This window comes from Paraburkholderia terricola (assembly GCF_900142195.1).
In the GTDB taxonomy this organism is placed as follows: domain Bacteria; phylum Pseudomonadota; class Gammaproteobacteria; order Burkholderiales; family Burkholderiaceae; genus Paraburkholderia; species Paraburkholderia terricola.
Genome location: NZ_FRAB01000007.1, coordinates 203,076 through 223,119 on the forward strand (window position 1 = coordinate 203,076; position 20,044 = coordinate 223,119).

Here is a 20,044-nt window from a genome sequence, read left to right on the forward strand (position 1 = left end):
CGCGCTGCACGAACCAGCGCGCGAAGCGCGAAGCTACTTCACGGCAATCGACAAAGGCGAGCCGCTGTCACGCAAATAGGCGTCGACCTGCCCTTCGATCCACTGCGCGAAATGCGCCTGCCTGGCATCGAGGGTTTCGCGCTGCTGCCACACCAGCCAATACGGATACCGGTAGGGCACGCGAATCTCAGTGATCTGCACCAGTTCGCCGCGCGCCAGCGCATGCGCGACCAGGCTGCGCCGTTCGAGCGCCACGCCCTGCCCGAGCAGGACTGCACCGAGAACGATGTTCGAATCGTTCGACGACAGCACCACCGCTTCGGCGTCCGGCTCCGCCACCCCGGCCGCTTGACACCACGGCGCCCACGGCGCGTCGGGGCTTGAAATCAGCGGGCAGGCGATCACGTCCTCGGCGCTGACGGGAAAGCGGCCGTTCGGCGCGAGCGCGAAATGCGGCGCGGCAACCACCACCATCTCGTCGTCGAACAGTTTCTGTTGCGCGACGTCCGGCCAGTGCCCCTGGCCCATGCGAATGCCGATGTCGCTCACGCCCTGGCGCAAGTCCTCGATCTGCAAACTCGTCAGCAAACGGACCCGATAGTAAGGATGCGCATGGCGAAAGCTCGCGAGACGCGGCACGAGCCAATGTTGCGCGAACGACGGCAAGGTCGCGATCACCAGTTCGCTTTCGTGCGGACGCGCCTGCGCGCGGCGCGTGGCTTGCGTGATGTCGCGCAGCGCCGCGCGGATTTCGAGCGCGTAGAAACGTCCTTCCTCGGTGAGCCGCAGGCCGCGCGCCTCGCGCACGAACAGCGCGACCCCCATCGACTCTTCCAGCACCTTGATTTGCTGGCTCACCGCCGAATGCGTGACATGTAACTCGCGCGCGGCCTGAGTCACGCCGCCCAAGCGGGCGACGGCTTCGAAGCAGCGAAGCGCGGTTAAAGGCGGGATGGGTTTCATGTAAGAAATTCTGACGTAAACCGTCGAATAATGTCGCTTTTTTTGGCGCGAAGAGATGCTTAAGCTATCGGTTCGATGCGCCACCGTCACCGCCGCTGACCGGCTAGCCGCAGTGCTGCGAACCGAGGCGCGCAATGATAGATCCTCTAACGGGAAATGCGATGAAACTGATCGGAATGCTCGATTCGCCTTACGTGCGCCGCGTCGCGATCTGCCTCAAATTGCTGAAGCTCGACTTCGAGCACCAGTCGATCTCCGTGTTCAGCACCTACGACCAGTTCGCGAGAATCAACCCGGTCGTCAAGGCGCCCACGCTGATCGCCGACCACGGCCAGAGCGTGATGGATTCGACGGTGATTCTTCAGTACCTCGCGACGCTCGCCGGGCCGGAGCAACGGCTCTTCCCGTCGCGCCCGGACGCCTGCCTGCGCGCCGCCCGTCTCACGGGGCTCGCGCTTGCCGCGTGCGACAAGACCGTGCAGATCGTCTACGAACGCAATCTGCGCCCGGCGGATAAGCAGCATGAGCCCTGGATGGAGCGCGTGCGCTCGCAAATGCTCGCGGCCTACGGCGAACTCGAGCAGGAAGTGGCGGCGGCACCGCTGCCGATCGAGGCCGATCACTTCGGCGCGGCCGACGTCACGGTGGCCGTGGCCTGGCGTTTCACGCAGATGATGTTGCCGCAGATCGTCAGCGCAGCGGACCATCCGCGCTTGCGGGCGTTCGCCGCGCGCGCCGAGCAACTGCCGGAATTCGTGAGCACACCCCCGGTATGAGCGTGTCGCGGCGAGCGCTCGACCGCGCTCGCCGCACCGCGCGTCACACCGTCGCCAGTTCGCGCCCCACGCCGCCCTGAAACAATGCGGAAATCGCGTCCGTCGACAAAGGCTTCGCGAAGTAGAAGCCCTGCATCTCGTCGCACGCGCGCTCCTTGAGGAAATCGAGTTGCGCGGACGTCTCCACGCCTTCGGCGATCACCTGCAGCTTCAGTGAGTGCGCCAGCGCGATGATCGCCGACGTGATGGTTTCATCGTCGCCAGAAATGCCGATGTCCGAGACGAACGAGCGGTCGATCTTCAGGCGGTCCACCGGAAAGCGCTTCAGATAGCTGAGGCTCGAATAGCCGGTGCCGAAGTCGTCGATGGCGAGACCGATGCCGAGCGCATGCAGTTCGTTGAGCATCGACACGGCCTCTTCGGCGTTGCGCATGATCGTGCTCTCGGTCAGTTCGAGTTCGAGATACCGCGGTTCGAGCCCGGTCTCGGCCAGCACCTGCATCACCAGCTTCGCGATGTCGCGCTGCTGGAACACCCGCGCGGACAGGTTCACGGACACGCGCGCCGGCGGCAAACCCTCATCCTGCCAGGCCTTGTTCTGGCGGCACGCCTCGCGCAACACCCACTCCGAAAGCGGCCCGATCAGCCCGCTTTCCTCCGCGACCGGAATGAACGACGACGGCGGCACCAGCCCCGCTTCGGGATCGCGCCAGCGCACCAGCGCTTCGGTGCCGACGATCTGTCCGCTCACGATGTCCACCTGCGGCTGATAGTGCAGCAGGAATTCGTTGTCGCGCAGCGCCCGGCGCAGACGCCGGTCGAGATTCAGCCGCGCGCTCGCGCTCGCGTTCATCTCCGGCTGATAGAACTGGAACGTGTTGCGGCCCATGTCCTTCGCGCGATACATCGCGAGGTCGGCCTTCTTCATCAGCGTTTCGGCGTCGTCGCCGTCTTGCGGGAAGAGGCTCGCGCCCATGCTGCAGCCCACGTACAACTCGGTGCCGTCGAGCCACACCGGCTCGGAAATCGACGCGCGCACGCGCTCCATCCATGTGATCAGCGATTGCTCGTCGACCGTATCGGTCATCACGATCACGAACTCGTCGCCGCCGTGCCGCGCCACGGTGTCGCTCGTGCGCGTGCAGCGCGCGAGCCGTTCCGCGACCACGCTCAACAGACGGTCGCCGACGCTATGGCCGAGGCTGTCGTTGACGTTCTTGAAGCCGTCCAGATCCATGAACACAACGGCGACGCCCTTGTGCTGCCGCTGCGCGACGATCAACGCGTGCTGCAGACGATCGCGCAGCAGGTTGCGATTGGGCAGTCGCGTGAGGCTGTCGTAGTTGGCCTGGTATTCGAGTTGTTCCTGATAGCGCATCAGGTCGGTCACGTCGTTGACCACGCCGATGTGATGCGTGATCACGCCTTCCGCGTTCGGCACCGGCGCGATGAACAGTTGATTCCAGAACAGCGCGCCGTCCTTGCGATAGTTGCGCACCACCGCGCTCACTTCGCGGTTCGCCGCGAGCGCCTGGCGAATCGACGCGACGCCTTCCTGATCGCGGTCGTCGCGCTGCAGCACGCGGCAATCCTGGCCGATCACTTCGGCGGGATCGTAACCGGTGATGCGCATGAACGCCGGATTCACGTATTCGATCAGGTTGCCCGCCGGCGATGGCGCGGTGATCAGAATCGCGTTGACGCTGGCGTCGAGCGCGCGGCTTTGCAGACGCAACGCGAGATCGGCGCGCTTGCGCTCGGTAATGTCCGTATAGGAACCGAGCACGCCGATCACGCGGCCGTCGCCGTCGGTGAACGGCAGCTTGCTCGTCATCGTGGTGCGATGCACGCCGCCGATCATCACGTCGACTTCGAAATTCATCTTCGGCACGCCGGTGCTCACCACCTCCTGGTCGTGCTGATTCAGCAGATCGGCGAACGCGCGCCACGGCATGTCGGCGTCGCTCTTGCCCACCACCTGCTCGGGGTAAGCGAGCCCGGCATCGCGCGCGAACGCCATGTTGCAGCCGAGATAGCGCGATTGCTGATCTTTCCAGAAGATGCGCTGCGGAATGTTGTCGATCACCGTTTCGAGCATCTGGTTCGAACGCCGCGCTTCGGCCTCGGCGTTGATCTGCTCGGTGACGTCGTCGGCCAGCACGAAAAGCGCGGCGCGGCCCATGAAATTCAGCGCGTGATACGAAATGTCGGCGCTGATCGTGGAGCCGTCCTTGCGCCGGTGATGCCAGATGCCCGCCATCGTGCGGCCGTGCGACACCGCGTCGCTGCGTTGCAGATGCGATTCGAGACGCGGGACTTCGCTGTCCGGCCGGATCGCGCGAATCGTCATGCGCAGGAATTCTGTTTCCGTGTAACCGTATTGCTGAATCGCGGCCGCGTTGACGGCGAGAAAGCGCAGCGTCTCGCGATCGAAGATATACATCGGCACCGGATGATCGTCGAACAGGCTGCGAAAGCGCTCGTCGTTGCGGCCGAGCGCGCGAACGCTGCGCAGCTTCTCGCGCGCGCTGTTTTCGCGTGCGCTGAACGTGAGGATCAACAGCGCGCTGCCGGCCAGCATCGTCACGATCAGTAGAAACGTCGCGCGCCGGGTTTCGCTCGCCGACGCCGCGAGCGACGCCTTCAACGCGCGGTTCTCCTCGCTGCGCAGGGCCGCCAGCGCGGCTTCGACGCGATCCAGCACGAGCCCGAGATGCGTATAGGCGGATGCCGCCCACGTGCGTGAGGTATCCGGTTCGGCGTGGGCGCTTCTGACGAGCGCGTCGTCGAGATCATGGCGCAGCGCCAGGCTGTCCGCGCTCAGCCTCGCCAGCGCGGCGAGCATGGCCGGCTCGCCGGCGAGTTCGGCACGCAGATCGCGCTCGAGACCGGCGAGCGTTGCGCTCAGCGCGGTGGCCGCATGCGCGGGCGCCGGCTCGCCCGATGCCTCGAAACGGCCCAGCGCCGCGAGTCCGCCGTCGAGCGCGGCCTGGTACGCGTCGAGGTTCTGGCGCACGTTCGTCGAACGCAGCATGCGTGCGTCGGCGTCGCGCTGGCCGCAAATCTGCGAATAGGCGACGAACGCATTAGCGCCGAGCGCGGCGGCGACGACCGCTATATTGATCAGCAGCCGCTTCGTGAGAAAAGGAGTCATGGGTTCCGAACGTCAATCGTTCTCTTGACGGGAGCGCGCGGCCGCTGCCGATGCGCCGCGGCGCATCGGGGCAAGTCCTTTTACGCGCCAACTCATGGATAACGGCAGCGTTCGGAACAGGTTGAGGGGGGTGAGTGAAAAAAATCGCCGGTCGCGCCTAGCCGGCCGCGCCTAGCCGGTCGCACCTAGCCGGCCGCGCCGAATTCCTTCATCGCGGGGACGAAGTCGTGATTGGCTTCCGGCTTGCGCGACAATTTGGCGAGCACGTAGCGCTTGAATGGCGCGAGGGCGGCCCACTGGGCGACGCTCGGCGCGGCGAGACCGGCCAGCCCCGCTTGCTGCGCGACGCCTTCCGGCACGCTGTCGATGCGGCGCCAGGCCGGCGACTCCTCGGGCGTGAACCATTCCGGCTCGACGTTCGCGTGAGTGCGCAGCATCTCGAACAGCGCGTGATCGAAGTTCGGCTCGATTTCCGCGTCTTCTTCCACCGGGAAACGCGCCAGCAATTTGCGGTCCTCGAGCGGCAGCAACTGCCACTGCGCGAGCGTAATGCGCAGGCCGAAACGGTCGAGATTGAACCGCACCGACATGGGGATATAGGTGAAATTCTCCGAGGACTCGACCTCGAAGTTGAACAGCAGCGGTGCTTCGTTGAGTCCCATGACAAGTTCCTCTTGGATGACGGGCAACGCGCAAGCCCGGCTTGGGGTATTTTAGAACCTTATTCGCGTAAAGGCGGCGCGGCTTGGAGCCGTCCGCTACCCTTGGCGGCGCGGGGCGGGGCGAGACCGCAAGCCGCGCAGGCGCGCGGCATGGCAAAGGAGTGAACCAGCTTGAACGATATGGAAACAGCCGGACAGCCGGGCGCGGTCGAGCGCCAGGTGCACCGGCATCGCGGCGCCGCGGTCGAAACCGTTACCGATCACATCGGTCAGGAGTGGCCGGTGGCGCTCGTCTTCAATGGCATTTCGCACGCGGTGATGATGTGCACGCCCTGCGATCTCGAAGCGTTCGCGGTCGGCTTCGCGATTTCGGAAGGCATCGTCGGGCGCGGCAGCGATATTCAGGACATCGAGGTCGAATTGCACGAAGACGGCGAATTGCCGCATGCCGAAGTGCAATTGCAGGTCGTGCAGCAGGCGTTCGTCGCGCTGAAGGAAAAGCGCCGCGCGTTGGCCGGGCGCACCGGCTGCGGCGTGTGCGGAATCGAAAGCATCGATCTGCTGGATCTGCAACCGGAGCGGGTGCCCGATACCGGCTTTCTGCAACGGCTCGCGCCGGATGCGATTGCTCGCGCCGCGCGCGAATTGCCCGAGCACCAGGCGCTGACGCGGCTGACCGGCGGCCTGCACGCCGCCGCATGGTGCGACGCGGCAGGCACGATCCGCTACGCGTTCGAGGACGTCGGCCGTCACAACGCGCTCGACAAGCTGATCGGCCGGCTCGTGCTCGATCGCGTGGACACACAAGACGGGTTCGTGTTTCTGTCGAGCCGCGCGAGCTACGAGTTGGTGCGCAAGGCCGCTCGCGTCGACGTGCCGATGCTCGCCACCATCTCGGCGCCGTCGTCGCTCGCGATTGCGATTGCGCGCAAGGCGGGCGTGCGGCTCGTCAGCTTCTGCCGCGAAACGAGCTACGTCGACTACGACACGTTGCAGCCGGCGCAGTCGTGAGCCGCGCCGCCGGCTCTCGCCTGCACGCGCGAGGGTTCAATCGAACTGCCGGAAGTCCGGCTTGCGCTTCTCGAAGAACGCTTTCAACGCCTCCCGCGCTTCCGGCGCCAGCAGCATCTTGCCGAAGTGCACGGCTTCGTCGGTGATCTGGGTTTGCACGTCGTGGTGGCTCGCGCGCTTCATCAAGCTCTTCGTCACGCGCAACGACGAGGCCGGCAACGCGGCCAGTTTAGCGGCTTGCGAAGCCGCGAACGCGTCGACTTCGGCGGCGGGCAGCAGACGATTCACGAAGCCCATGCGTTGCGCTTCGCGCGCGTCGAAGGCTTCGCCCAGCAGCAGCTTTTCCGCCGCCGCCTGATAGCCGGCGACGCGCTGCAACAGAAGGCTCGACGCCGCTTCCGGACATAACCCGAGTTGCGCGAACGGCAGCGAAAAGCTCGCCGTGTCCGCCGCATAGACCAGATCGCAGTGCAGCAGCAGCGTCGTGCCGATGCCGACCGCGGGCCCCGCCACCGACGCCACCACCGGCTTTTCCGCCGAACTGATCGCGCGCAGGAACCGGAACACCGGCGCGTCCTCGCCCGCCGGCGGCGCCTTCATGAAGTCCTCGAGATCGTTGCCGGCGCTGAAAATGCCCGCGCTGCCGCGAATCAGAATGACCCGCACCGCGGCATCGCCTTGCGCTTCGACGAACGCGTCGGCCATCGTCTGATACATCGCGGCCGTAATCGCGTTCTTCTTGTCGGGCCGGTTGAAGGCAATCGTGAGCACGCCGTCGGCACGCTCGATCAGAATATCCATCGTCATCTCCTCGTAGTCCTGCTGCGAATGTGAAAAACGGTTCGCAAGCCACGCAGCCTGCGAACCGTTCCGTTCATACGTCTCGATCGAGCCGAGCTTACAGGCGCTCGATGATGCCCGCCGCGCCCATGCCGGTGCCGACGCACATCGTCACCATGCCGTACTTGTAGTTGCGGCGGCGCAGGCCATGCACGACCGTCGACGCCCGAATCGCGCCCGTCGCCCCGAGCGGATGACCCAAGGCGATTGCGCCGCCGAGCGGGTTGATCTTCGACGGATCGAGGCCGAGATCCTGAATCACCGCCAGCGATTGCGCGGCGAACGCTTCGTTCAGCTCGATCCAGTCGAGGTCGTCCTGCTTGAGACCCGCGGCCTTCAGCGCGGCCGGAATCGCTTCCTTCGGACCGATGCCCATGATTTCCGGCGGCACGCCGCGCACGGCGAAACTGACGAAGCGCGCCAGCGGCGTGAGATTGAACTGCTTGAGGATCTTTTCCGACACGACGATCAACGCGCCCGCGCCGTCCGAGGTTTGCGAACTATTGCCCGCCGTCACCGAACCCTTGTTCGCGAACACCGTGCGCAGTTTAGCGAGACCTTCGAGCGACGTGTCCGCGCGCGGGCCTTCATCGAGCGACACTTCGCGCGTTTTCACGCGCACTTCGCCGCTGGCGAGATCGGGGAAACGCTCGGTGATCGTGTACGCGGCGATTTCGTCGTTGAATTCGCCGGCCTGCTGCGCGGCGATCGCGCGACGGTGCGATTCGACCGAGAACGCGTCCTGTGCCTCGCGGCTGATCTTCCAGCGCTCGGCGACCTTTTCGGCGGTAAGGCCCATGCCGTAGGCAATGCCCACGTCCTCGTTGCGATCGAAGATATGCGGCGACAGCGACGGCTTGTTGCCCATCATCGGCACCATGCTCATCGACTCGCAGCCGCCCGCGATCATCGCGTCCGATTCGCCGACGCGAATGCGGTCGGCCGCCATCGCGAGCGCGGTCAGGCCCGACGCGCAGAAACGGTTCACCGTCACGCCGCCGACGGTGTTCGGCAGGCCGGCCAGCAACGCGCCGATCCGCGCGACGTTGAGCCCTTGTTCCGCTTCGGGAATCGCGCAGCCGACGATCGCGTCCTCGATCACGCTCGTGTCGAGGCCGGGCACTTGCGCCACGGCCGATCTGATCGCATGCACGAGCAGTTCGTCCGGGCGCGTGTTCCTGAACATGCCGCGCGGCGCTTTACCGATCGGCGTGCGGCTCGCGGCGACGATGTAGGCGTCTTGCAATTGCTTTGTCATTTAAAGCTCCTTTGTCGACGGGAGTTAGCGCTTTAGCGCTTACTCCCGTCCCATGCAGTTCTATCGCGGTCGACGGAAGTTAGCGCTTTAGCGCTTACTTCCGTCCCATGCGGTTCTATCGCGGTCGACGGGAGTTAGCACTTCAGCGCTGCCTCCCGTCCCATGCAGTCCTATCGCGGTCGACAGGAGTTAGCACTTCAGCGCTGCCTCCGGTCGCATGCAGTCGTATCCCACTCGCTCAGTTACGCACCGGCTTGCCGGTTTGCAACATGCCCATGATCCGTTCCTGCGTCTTTTGCGTGCCGAGCAGATCGACGAACGCGCGACGTTCGAGTTGCAGCAGCCATTCCTCGTCGACCAGGCTGCCCGCTTCCACGTCGCCGCCGCACACCGCTTCCGCGATGCGGCTCGCGATCAGGAAATCGTGCTCGCTGATGAAGCGGCCGTCGCGCATGTTGACGAGCGATGCCTTGATGGTCGAGATCGCCGAGCGCCCCGCGACCGGCACTTGCGTGACGCGCAGCGGCGGACGGTAACCGGCCGCCGATAACGCGCGCGCCTCCTTCTTCGCGACGTCGAGCAGTTCGAATACGTTGAAGACGATCGTGTCCGACGGCTTCAGATAGCCCATCGCGCGCGCGTCGAGCGCGGAGGCCGAGACCTTCGCCATCGCCGCGTTTTCGAACGATTTCTGCACGAACTTCAGCAGGTCGTTGGTGGCACCCACTTGCGTCGCGGCTTCCGCCGCGCGCAGCGCCGCTTCCTTCAGGCCGCCGCCCGCAGGCACGAGGCCCACGCCGACTTCCACCAGCCCGATATAGCTTTCGATGTGCGCGACACGCTTCGCGCTATGCAGCACCAGTTCGCAGCCGCCGCCGAGCGCGATGCCCGACACCGCCGAGATGACCGGCACGCTCGCGTACTTCACGCGCAGCATGCCTTGCTGGAATTTCTTCACGAACGGCTCGATGCCCTTGGCGCCGCCCATCATGAACGCGGGCATCGCTTCTTCAAGGTTCGCGCCCGCGGAGAACGGGCCGCCCGGCGTGCCGAGTTTCAGCGACGTCGGCTGCCATACGACGAGACCCTTGTAGTCCTTTTCGGCGAGTTCGATTGCCTGCGTCAGACCGTCGATCACCGACGGTCCGATCGTGTTCATCTTGCTCTTGAACGACACGATCAGCACGTCGTTCTCGCCCGCGCGGTCGTCGACCCATGCGCGCACCGCATCGGTTTCGAACAGCGTCTTGCCGTAGGTCTTCGGATCAGCCAAGGTTTCGCCGACCAGCGGCGCGCGGAACACCTGCTTGTCGTACACCGATAGGGAAGAACGCGACACGAACGTCTTCGAAGCCGGCGACCACGAACCTTCGTTCGCATGGACGCCGCCCTTTTCCGCGACCGGACCGTCCAGCACCCACGACGGCAACGGCGCATTCGACAGCGCCTTGCCGGCGGCGATGTCTTCCTGCACCCATTCGGCGACCTGCTTCCAGCCGGCTGTCTGCCAGCCTTCGAACGGGCCTTCGTTCCAGCCGAAGCCCCAACGGATCGCGAGATCGACGTCGCGCGCGTTGTCGGCGATCGATTCCAGATGCACGCCGATGTAGTGGAATACGTCGCGGAAGATCGACCACAGGAATTGCGCCTGCGGATGCTCCGATTCGCGCAAGAGCTTCAGACGCTCCGCCGGCGGACGCTTCAGAATGCGGCCGACCAGTTCGTCCGCTTTCGCGCCGCCGTCGACGTACTCGCCCGTTTTCGGGTCGAGCACCTTGATGGCCTTGCCTTCCTTTTTATAGAAACCGCCGCCGGTTTTCTGGCCGAGCGCGCCCTTCTTCACCAGTTCGGCCAGCACGGCGGGCGTTTCGTAGACCGGGAAAAACGGATCGTCCTTCAGGTTGTCCTGCATCGTCTTGATGACGTGCGCCATCGTGTCGAGACCGACCACGTCGGCGGTGCGAAACGTGGCGGACTTCGCGCGGCCGAGGCGCGCGCCCGTCAGGTCGTCCACCTCGTCGAAACGCAGGCCGAACTTCGCGGCCTCGGTCATCACCGCGAGGATCGAGAAAATGCCGACGCGGTTGGCGATGAAGTTCGGCGTGTCCTTGGCGCGCACGACGCCCTTGCCCACCACGCTCGTCAGGAACGATTCGAGTTGATCGAGGATTTCCGGGCGCGTCGTTGCCGTCGGAATCAGTTCGACCAGGTGCATGTAGCGCGGCGGATTGAAGAAGTGCACGCCGCAGAAGCGCGCCTTCAGTTCGTCCGCGAAACCTTGCGAGAGTTCGGTGATCGACAGGCCCGACGTGTTGGTCGCGAAGATCGCATTCGGCGCGATGTGCGGCGAGACGTTCTTGTACAGCTCGTGCTTCCAGTCCATGCGTTCGGCGATCGCTTCGATCACGAGGTCGCACTCTTCGAGTTTGGCGATATCGTCGTCGTAGTTGGCGGGCTGGATGTATTGCGCGTCGTCCTTCACGCCGAACGGCGCGGGCGACAGCTTCTTCAGATTTTCGATCGCCTTCAGGGCGATCGCGTTCTTCGGGCCTTCTTTTGCGGGCAGGTCGAACAGCAGCACGGGCACCTTGGCGTTGATCAGGTGCGCGGCGATCTGCGCGCCCATCACGCCGGCGCCGAGCACGGCTACCTTGCGAATGATCAGATTGCTCACGTCGTTCCTCCGGGGAGTTATGCGGTAGTCGCGAATGTGTTTCGTCGCTTCGCGATGTGTGGCTGGCGGAGCGCCACGCTGTGCATAGCGCGGCGCTTGCCGTGATGTGGGCTTAGAACAGCGCTTCGTCGACTTCCATCAGCGACTTCGACCCCGCGCGCGCCTGACGGATGGTCATTGCGGTTTCGGGCAGCAGCTTCGCGAAGTAAAAGCGTGCGGTGGCGAGCTTCGCCTTGTAGAACGGATCGCCGGATGCCTGCTTGTCCAGCGCGACGCGCGCCATGCGCGCCCAGAAGTACGCGAACACGAGATGGCCGACGGTGCGCAGATACGGCACGGCGGCCGCCCCGACTTCGTCCGGGTTCTGCATCGCCTTCATGCCGATTTCCATCGTCAGCTTCTGCACCTTTTCACCGATGTCGGCGAGCGGGTTGATGAACTCCTGCATTTCCGGCTTCACGCCTTCCGCTTCGACGAATTCCGACACCAGCTTGCCGAACTTCTTCATCTTCGCGCCCATGTCGCCGAGGATCTTGCGGCCCAGCAGGTCCAGCGCCTGGATCGCGTTGGTGCCTTCGTAGATCATGTTGATGCGCGCATCGCGCACGTACTGCTCCATGCCCCACTCCGCGATGAAGCCGTGGCCGCCGTAGATCTGCATCGCGTGATTGGTGCTTTCGAATGCGTTGTCCGACAGAAACGCTTTCAGGATCGGCGTGAGCAGCGCGACGAGATCGGCGGCTTCCTTGCGCACCGCTTCGTCGCCGTGCGACAGCTCCTTGTCGATATGCAGCGCGGACCAGTACGAGAAGGCGCGCGCGGCTTCGGCGTAGGCCTTTTGCGTGAGCAGCATGCGGCGCACGTCCGGGTGGACGATGATCGGATCGGCGGCTTTTTCCGGCGCCTTCGGGCCGCTCAGCGAACGCATTTGCAGACGTTCTTTCGCATACGTCAGCGAGTTCTGATACGCGACTTCGGTCAGGCCCAGGCTCTGCATGCCGACCCCCAGACGCGCCGCGTTCATCATCACGAACATCGCGTTCAAGCCTTTGTTCGGCTCGCCGACCAGCCAGCCCTTCGCGTTGTCGAGATTGATCACGCAGGTCGCGTTGCCGTGAATGCCCATTTTGTGCTCGATGGAACCGCACTTCACGCCGTTGCGCTCGCCCGGCGCGCCCGCTTCGTTCGGGATGAACTTCGGCACGATGAAAAGCGAAATGCCCTTGGTGCCCGTGGGCGCATCCGGCAGACGCGCGAGCACCAGGTGAACGATGTTCTCGGCGAGATCGTGTTCGCCGCTGGAGATGAAAATCTTCGTGCCGCTGATCGCATACGAGCCGTCGCTGTTCGGCTCGGCCTTGGTGCGCAGGATGCCGAGATCGGTGCCGCAGTGCGGTTCGGTCAGACACATCGTGCCGGTCCAGACGCCCGCGACCAGCTTCGGCAGATAGCGTTGCTGCAACTCCGGCGTGCCGTGCGCGTGCAGACATTCGTATGCGCCGTGCGAAAGGCCGGGATACATCGTCCAGGCCTGGTTGGCCGAGTTCAGCATTTCATACAGCGCGTTGTTGACGAACGCGGGCAAACCCTGGCCGCCGTATTCAGGATCGCAGCCCAGTGCGGGCCAGCCCGCTTCCACGTACTGTCGATAAGCTTCCTTGAAGCCCTTCGGCGTGGTCACGACGCCGTCGCCGACATACGTGCAGCCTTCCTGATCGCCGCTGTGATTGAGCGGGAACAGCACTTCGGAGCAGAACTTGCCGGCTTCTTCGAGCACCGCGTTGATCGTGTCGGCATCGAGATCCGCGTGCTTCGGCATCTGCTTGATTTCGGCTTCGACGTTGAGCAGTTCGTGCAACACGAATTGCATGTCGCGCAGCGGCGCGGCGTACTGTCCCATGACTCTCTCCAAAGTTTGACAAGAAGCCAGGCTGTTAGCTGAGTCCGTGGTCGGATTCCGCGCCGCTGAATCCGCTGGGTCCGGTGGGTCCCGTCTGTCGGTTCGGCGGCGCTGCTAACGGCTTTCGCTTTGATACGAAACAATCAGTTTTTCCAGCGCGGCCCACGTGAGACGCACCGCGTCCGGCAAGTGCAGGAAGCGCGCGTCGTGATGCAGACCGAGCGTGAAGCTATACAGTTCGAACAGCATGAGCTGCGGATCGGTATCGGCACGCAGATGCCCTTCTTCCACCGCCTGCGAAATCGCGCGAGTGAGCGCCGCACGCCACATCGTCACGCTCGATACCAGTTGCTCGCGCACCGGGTTGTCCGCGCGGTCGTCGTATTCGACCGCGCCGCTGATATAGATGCAGCCGGTCGTGACTTCCTGAATGCGCTTCTCGATCCAGCGGGAAATCATGGCGCGCAAGCGCGGCAAGCCACGCGGCTCGCGCAGGCTCGGGAAAAACACCTCGTCTTCAAAACGACGGTGATATTCGCGCACGACTTCGACCTGCAGATCCTCGCGCGACCCGAAATGCGCGAACACACCGCTTTTGCTCATCTGCATGCGCTCGGCCAGAAGCCCAATCGTCAGACCTTCGAGTCCGTCGCGGCTTGCCAGATCGAGTGCTGCTTCGAGAATCGCGGCTCGTGTTTGTTCGCCTTTTCGCATAGCTTCCCTACCGTTCTAATTTGACCGAAATAAAATCGAACGGCCGTACTATTATTGTGTGCGGCCGTCCGCGAAACAAGGACTTTATTAGAAACCGGTTTCTAACCTGGCTTCAATTCTGCGGCATCCGTCAATCAGTGGAATGAGATTTTTTAGAGGCGTTTGTCTTTTATTCTGTGCCGGAACGGCTTGCAATGAAGGAAGGAGGGTGAGGGAGGTCGGCAGACGCGGCGCTAATCGTACCCGCCTACCGTCAGCAGCTTCATCACTGCGCGGTAGGTCGTATAGGCGAGCCAGTTGAGCACGCGCTCGCCGGCCGGACGCGCGTCGTAACGTGCCTCGTCAATCCGGCGCGAATCCCTGAACGCGACGAGGATCGCTTCGCGCAAAGCCTCGATCGACGGATCGTTCACCAGCACCACGTTGGCTTCGTTGTTGAGCATCAGGCTCAACGCGTCGAGGTTCGACGACCCGACCGTTCCCCAGTTGGAATCCACCACGGCGACCTTGCCGTGCAGCATGGTCTTCTCGTACTCGGCGATCTGCACACCGGCCTTGAGCAACGCGCGGTACAGAAACGGCACCGCGTAATCGAGCGCCTTGAACTCCTTACGCCCGATGATGAGCTTTACCTCGACGCCGCGCCGCGCCGCCAGCACCAGCGCGCGCCGCAGCTTGCGCCCCGGCATGAAGTACGGATTGGCGAGCAGCACTTCGCTGCGCGCCTGGCCGATCGCGGTGAGATATGCCTTCTCGATGGCGCGGCGGTTGATCAGGTTGTCGCGCGCGACGAAGGCCACGCACGGTTGGCCGCCGGCCCACAGTGCCTCGTTGCGGCGACGGCGGCGCCGGCGCAGACTGCCGAGCGATGCAGTGGTCTTGGGCCCGAGATCGGGCTCCAGGGATTCGATCGGACGATGCCCGAGGCGAATCCGCCGCCATTGCAGTTCGAACGCCTGACGGACGTCCGCGACCACCGGTCCGTGCAATTCGACCGCGAAGTCCCAGCGGCGGTAAGGCAGCGTTACGCCGTTGTTCTCGTAATCGTCGACGATGTTGATGCCGCCGCAATACGCGTACTGATCGTCGATCACCGCCAGCTTGCGGTGCGTGCGCGAAAAGCCGAAGCGGCCGAACAGATGCGGGTTGTAGATCCGATGGTCGATGCCGGCAACCGGCCACTCGTTGAACATCGGCAGCCGCGCGGTGCCGATGCCGTCGGTGATCGCGCGCACCTTGACGCCGCGCGAAGCCGCGCGCAGCAGCGCCGCGCTGACGGCCTGGCCGGCGTTGTCATCGCAGAAGATGTAGGTTTCCAGAACCACGTCGTCGCGCGCCGCGTCGATCCGTTCGACCAGTGCGGCGAAGAACTCGTCGCCGGAACGCAGCAGCTTGACGTCGTTGCCGCTCGTGAAGCGGTAGCGTTGCCAATAGCGGCGGCCGAGCAGCGATTGCCGCAGTCGAGCGAAACGGCGCGCGCCGCCGACGCTCACCGGCCGCGCTCCTTGGAGCGCCCGTCAACGGGCGTGTCCAGCCGCTCACCAGACAGCGCGTCGAGCGAAGCATCGAGCCGCCGCCGGGCTTCGAGCCTGCTGGGCAACTGCAAGATCGCATCCGCATTCGACGACGAAAAACAGCGCGACGCCGCCTCCTCATACGGCAGCCACAGAAACGCCGTATGCTCGCGCGGCGCGAGCGTCACCTCGAGCTGCTCGGGCACCTCCACACTGAACCAATGCTCGGTGTTGTGGATCACGCCTTCGGCATAACGATGCCGGAATTCCGGGTAGATCTCGTATTCGATCGAATACTGCCAATCGAATAACGCGCTCGTCGGCACCAGCTTGCTGCCGACCACGATGCCGGTCTCTTCCGCGACCTCGCGCGCCGCCGTCTCGATGAGCGGCTCGTCGAGCTGGTCTTTGGAACCCGTCACCGACTGCCAGAAACCCGCGTGGTCGGCGCGCTCGATCAGCAGCACGTCGAGCGAGGGCGTATGGATGATGACAAGCACGGATTGCGGAATCTTCGGCGGTTTCGGCATGGCGTGAAAACTGGGCGCAACGCTTGCGCGCTACATGTCGGCGAATGGTGCAGTGAGCGGTCGAAAGCAGTTGCATCGACTGTAACGCAAAAAACGAAAAAGGCGCATGGCGCCTTTTTCGTTTCGCTTTTCATCCACCTCGGGCTGTCGTTTTCAGACAGCTTCGGCTTATGCCTTCGGTTCCGGCGTACGCAGACGGATATGCAACTCGCGCAACTGACGCTCGTCCACTTCGCTCGGCGCCTGCGTGAGCAGGCACTGCGCGCGTTGCGTCTTCGGGAACGCGATCACGTCGCGGATCGAATCGGCGCCGGCCATCATCGTGACAATGCGGTCGAGACCGAACGCGATACCGCCGTGCGGCGGCGCGCCGTATTGCAGCGCGTCCAGCAGGAAGCCGAACTTGGCTTGCGCCTCTTCCGCGCCGATCTTGAGCGCGCGGAACACCTGGCTCTGCACTTCCTCGCGATGGATACGCACCGACCCGCCGCCGATTTCCCAGCCGTTCAGCACCATGTCGTAGGCTTTCGCGAGGCAACGCGCCGGGTCCGTTTCCAGATATTCGAGATGCTCGTCCTTCGGGCTCGTGAACGGGTGATGCGCGGCGACGTAGCGGTTGTCTTCCTCGTCGTACTCGAACATCGGGAAGTCGACCACCCACAGCGGCTTCCAGCCCGACTCGACGAGACCGTTGGCCTTGCCGAATTCCGAGTGACCGATCTTCAGACGCAACGCGCCCAGGCTGTCGTTCACCACCTTCGCGCGATCCGCCGCGAAGAAAATGATGTCGCCGTCTTGCGCGCCGGTTCGCTCGATGATCGCCTTGACCGCTTCGTCATGCAGGTTCTTGACGATCGGGCTTTGCAGACCGTCACGGCCCTTCGCCACTTCGTTGACCTTGATCCACGCGAGGCCCTTCGCGCCGTAGATGCGCACGAATTCCGTGTAGCTGTCGATATCGCCACGCGTGAGTTCACCGCCCTTCGGCACGCGGATCGCCGCGACGCGGCCGTCTTTGGTGTTGGCCGGCGTGCTGAACACCTTGAAGTCGACGTCGCGCACCGCATCGGTCAGGTCCGTGAATTCGAGCTTCACGCGCAGGTCCGGCTTGTCCGAGCCGAAGCGGCGCATCGCTTCCGAATACAGCATGACCGGGAATTTCTCGTCCAGCGAGACACCGATCGTTTCCTTGAAGACGTGACGGATCATCGCCTCGAACAGGTCGCGAATTTCCTGTTCCGAGAGGAACGAGGTTTCGCAGTCGATCTGCGTGAATTCCGGCTGGCGGTCGGCGCGCAGGTCTTCGTCGCGGAAGCACTTGACGATCTGGTAGTAGCGGTCGAAGTTCGCCACCATCAAGAGCTGCTTGAACAGTTGCGGCGACTGCGGCAGCGCGAAGAACTGGCCCGGGTTGGTGCGCGACGGCACGAGGTAGTCGCGCGCGCCTTCCGGCGTGCTCTTGGTGAGCATCGGCGTTTCGATGTCGATGAAGCCTTGCGCGTCGAGATACTTGCGCACCTCGATCGCGACGCGATAACGCAGACGCAGGTTGTGCTGCATCTGCGGACGGCGCAGGTCGAGCACGCGATGCGTGAGACGCGTGGTTTCCGACAGGTTGTCGTCGTCGAGCTGGAACGGCGGCGTGATGGACGGGTTCAGCACGATCAGTTCGTGACACAGCACTTCGATCTTGCCGCTCTTGAGCGCGGCATTCGTCGTGCCTTCCGGACGGCTGCGCACCACGCCCTTGATCTGCAGACAGAATTCGTTGCGCACGCCTTCGGCCGCCTTGAACATCTCAGCGCGGTCCGGGTCGCAAACGACCTGGACGAGGCCTTCACGGTCGCGCAGGTCGATGAAGATGACGCCGCCGTGATCGCGGCGGCGGCTTACCCAGCCGCACAGCGAGACGGATTGGCCCAGCAGTTCTTCGGTCACCAGACCGCAGTATTCAGATCTCATCGACATGATGTTTGTCTTTCGTTTTGCATTGGTTGAACGGCGCGCCGCAGTTGGACCCTGCGTGAAACGCTGCGCGCCGGCATTACAGCGGAGGCTCGACTGTCGTGCGGCGCATCGGCGCCGGCGGCGCGGACGGCGCCACGACGCCCATCGAGACGATGTACTTGAGCGCGGCGTCGACCGTCATGTCGAGTTCGATCACTTCGCTCTTGGGCACCATCAGGAAGAAGCCGGACGTCGGATTCGGCGTGGTCGGCACATACACGCTGACGTGATCTTCTTTCAGGTGATTGGCCACGTCGCCGCCCGGAATGCCGGTCAGAAACGCGATCGTATAGGAGCCGCGGCGCGGATACTCGATCAGCAGAGCCTTGCGAAACGCGTTGCCGCTGCTCGACAGCAAGGTGTCCGACACCTGCTTGACGCTGGTGTAGATCGGCCCGACCACCGGAATGTGGGCGACCACGACTTCCCACCACTTCACGAGCTTCTGCCCGACGAAGTTTTGCGTCAACAAGCCGACGACAAAGATGAACGCCAGCGTGAGCACCGCGCCCAGGCCGGGCAGGCGAAAGCCGAATATGCGCTCGGGCTGCCACGCGCGCGGCAGGAGCAACAGCGTCTGGTCCATCGTGCCGATGATCAGGCCGAGCACCCACAGTGTGATAGCCAGAGGCACCAGCACCAGCAGGCCAGTCAGGAACACCGATTTGAGCGTCGTTTTTTTCGTCGTCATGTGTACCGCCAGAAAGCCGCGCGAGCCGGTAAACGGCGCGCGGCGTGTGCGCCGCTCGTTTGAGCGGCAGTCCCGCTAGGCGCTGCCGGCACCGCTCGTGGCGGCCGGTGCGGCAGCTGGCGCGGCAGGCGTTGCAGCCACGCTCGATGAACCGGCTGCGGCCGCGCTGTTGGCCGAAGCCGTGTCGGATTTGGCGCCGCCGCCATTCGCGGTTGCAGCGCTTTCTCCCGAGCCGCCATTCGAAGCGGCATTCGCGTCGGGTTTGGCAGGCGCGCCCGCGCCGCTATTGCCGCCGCGGAAATCGGTGACGTACCAGCCGGAGCCCTTCAACTGAAAGCCGGCCGCAGTCACCTGCTTGCGAAAGCTGTCTTTCCCGCATTCGGGACATTGCGTCAACTGGGGGTCGCTCATCTTCTGAAGCACGTCCTTCCCGAAGCCGCATGATTCGCAACGATAAGCGTAGATCGGCATGATCTTTTCCCTACTGAAATCTTGTAAACGCTTGCAAAGCCTTGAATTATAGCCGCAAACGATCTCCCCTCCCCGGATTTCGGGGCGGGCGATCGACGCGGCCGCCGTTGCGGCAGATGGGGGCGGCGGCCGCCGAATCAAGTGCGGTCCGAGCCGTTTTGGAGCCGTGCCGCGCCGCGCGAAAACGTTGACCGAGCCGCGCCGGAGTGCGGCGCGGCAGCCCTCAAGCCAGCCGACGCCAAGTGAGCCAGCGCTCACGTCCCGCAAAGACGGGAATCGAATCGTTCACGGCTTCATCTTCGATCAGTTCGAAATTGGGCGTGAGCAGTGCGTCCAACTCGTTACGCTCGATGCCGAACGGCGGTCCTTTCGGCGTCGATCCGATAAAGAAGAAACCGGCCAGCAGCGCGCCCGCAGGCAACAGTTCCGCTACCCGCTGCGCATAGTCGGCGCGGCGCGACGGCGGCAACGCGCACAGGAATGCGCGCTCGTAGATCCACGCGGGCGAAAACGGCGGCTCATAGACGAAGAAATCCGCCTGTTCGACGAGGTGCGCATGCTTGCCCAACTGCTCATGCGCGGCTGCGACCGCAGCGTGCGAAAAATCGATCGCCCGCACCGGGTTACCGTGCTCGGCCAGCCAGAGCGCTTCGTAGGCGCTGCCGCAACCGGGGATCAGCACGGCCGCGCCGCTGTGACGAGCCGCGAACGACTGAAACGCGGACGGCACGCCACCTTGATCCCACGGTGTGTGGTGACGCTCGAAACGCTCGTCCCAGAACTCCGGCGAGTTGGGGTCGCGGCTTGCAAAGTCGGGCGCGGAGGGTTGCGTTGGGTCGCTCATGGAATACTCGCCTGAATGTAGACCTGGACCTGGAT

General features: G+C 64.0%; 16 protein-coding genes. 2 read left to right on the forward strand and 14 right to left on the reverse strand.

The genetic code is table 11. From position 1 onward, the window contains the following. Positions 1–33: 33 nt before the first annotated feature. The gene (locus BUE39_RS08845) at positions 34–963 is read right to left on the reverse strand and encodes a LysR substrate-binding domain-containing protein (protein WP_073428268.1); all 930 of its coding nucleotides are present in this window, start codon (positions 961–963) and stop codon (positions 34–36) included. A 161-nt stretch (positions 964–1,124) separates the two neighbouring features. On the opposite strand from BUE39_RS08845, the gene BUE39_RS08850 reads away from it, so the two are divergent. Then, complete coding sequence (locus BUE39_RS08850; protein ID WP_073428269.1) at positions 1,125–1,739, forward strand: glutathione S-transferase; 615 nt, start codon at positions 1,125–1,127, stop codon at positions 1,737–1,739. Positions 1,740–1,782: 43 nt separating this feature from the next. On the opposite strand, the gene BUE39_RS08855 is transcribed toward BUE39_RS08850, so the two are convergent. Then, the gene (locus tag BUE39_RS08855; protein WP_073428270.1) at positions 1,783–4,893 is read right to left on the reverse strand and encodes an EAL domain-containing protein; all 3,111 of its coding nucleotides are present in this window, start codon (positions 4,891–4,893) and stop codon (positions 1,783–1,785) included. Between the two features lie 185 nt (positions 4,894–5,078). Beyond that, positions 5,079–5,555, reverse strand: coding sequence for a nitrate reductase associated protein (locus BUE39_RS08860; protein WP_073428271.1), 477 nt, complete (start codon positions 5,553–5,555; stop codon positions 5,079–5,081). Between the two features lie 180 nt (positions 5,556–5,735). Between BUE39_RS08860 and fdhD the strand changes: the two genes are divergently transcribed. Then, positions 5,736–6,566 carry a formate dehydrogenase accessory sulfurtransferase FdhD gene (fdhD, locus tag BUE39_RS08865; protein ID WP_412534855.1) on the forward strand — a complete coding sequence of 277 codons (831 nt, stop codon included), beginning with the start codon at positions 5,736–5,738 and terminating at the stop codon, positions 6,564–6,566. 36 nt (positions 6,567–6,602) lie between these two features. Here the strand turns inward: fdhD and BUE39_RS08870 are convergent, their stop codons facing one another. From BUE39_RS08870 to BUE39_RS08920, 11 genes are all read right to left on the reverse strand, one after another. Next, a complete protein-coding gene (locus tag BUE39_RS08870) occupies positions 6,603–7,373 on the reverse strand; it encodes an enoyl-CoA hydratase (protein ID WP_073428273.1) in 771 nt (256 codons plus the stop codon). A 91-nt stretch (positions 7,374–7,464) separates the two neighbouring features. Then, positions 7,465–8,664: an acetyl-CoA C-acyltransferase gene (locus BUE39_RS08875; protein WP_073428274.1), complete on the reverse strand. Its 1,200-nt coding sequence runs from the start codon at positions 8,662–8,664 to the stop codon at positions 7,465–7,467. Positions 8,665–8,902: 238 nt separating this feature from the next. Next, on the reverse strand, positions 8,903–11,338 hold the full coding sequence (locus BUE39_RS08880) for a 3-hydroxyacyl-CoA dehydrogenase/enoyl-CoA hydratase family protein (protein ID WP_073428275.1): 2,436 nt from the start codon (positions 11,336–11,338) through the stop codon (positions 8,903–8,905). 112 nt (positions 11,339–11,450) lie between these two features. Next, on the reverse strand, positions 11,451–13,238 hold the full coding sequence (locus BUE39_RS08885; RefSeq protein WP_073428276.1) for an acyl-CoA dehydrogenase C-terminal domain-containing protein: 1,788 nt from the start codon (positions 13,236–13,238) through the stop codon (positions 11,451–11,453). Positions 13,239–13,352: 114 nt separating this feature from the next. Beyond that, positions 13,353–13,952 carry a TetR/AcrR family transcriptional regulator gene (locus tag BUE39_RS08890; RefSeq protein ID WP_073428277.1) on the reverse strand — a complete coding sequence of 200 codons (600 nt, stop codon included), beginning with the start codon at positions 13,950–13,952 and terminating at the stop codon, positions 13,353–13,355. A gap of 233 nt (positions 13,953–14,185) precedes the next feature. Then, positions 14,186–15,445, reverse strand: a complete 1,260-nt coding sequence (gene clsB / locus BUE39_RS08895; protein ID WP_073428278.1) for a cardiolipin synthase ClsB — start codon at positions 15,443–15,445, stop codon at positions 14,186–14,188. After that, positions 15,442–15,996 carry a dihydroneopterin triphosphate diphosphatase gene (gene nudB / locus BUE39_RS08900; RefSeq protein ID WP_073428279.1) on the reverse strand — a complete coding sequence of 185 codons (555 nt, stop codon included), beginning with the start codon at positions 15,994–15,996 and terminating at the stop codon, positions 15,442–15,444. The genes clsB and nudB overlap by 4 nt, the downstream gene beginning before the upstream one ends. A gap of 168 nt (positions 15,997–16,164) precedes the next feature. Then, the gene (aspS, locus tag BUE39_RS08905) at positions 16,165–17,964 is read right to left on the reverse strand and encodes an aspartate--tRNA ligase (RefSeq protein ID WP_073428280.1); all 1,800 of its coding nucleotides are present in this window, start codon (positions 17,962–17,964) and stop codon (positions 16,165–16,167) included. Between the two features lie 76 nt (positions 17,965–18,040). Beyond that, positions 18,041–18,694 (reverse strand): DUF502 domain-containing protein, encoded by a 654-nt coding sequence (locus BUE39_RS08910; protein ID WP_073428281.1) that lies wholly within the window; start codon positions 18,692–18,694, stop codon positions 18,041–18,043. Positions 18,695–18,769: 75 nt separating this feature from the next. Continuing rightward, positions 18,770–19,165, reverse strand: a complete 396-nt coding sequence (locus tag BUE39_RS08915; protein WP_073428282.1) for an FmdB family zinc ribbon protein — start codon at positions 19,163–19,165, stop codon at positions 18,770–18,772. A 223-nt stretch (positions 19,166–19,388) separates the two neighbouring features. Further along, entirely contained in the window at positions 19,389–20,009 is a 621-nt protein-coding gene (locus BUE39_RS08920) for a class I SAM-dependent methyltransferase (protein WP_073428283.1), read from the reverse strand. Positions 20,010–20,044 lie beyond the last annotated feature (35 nt).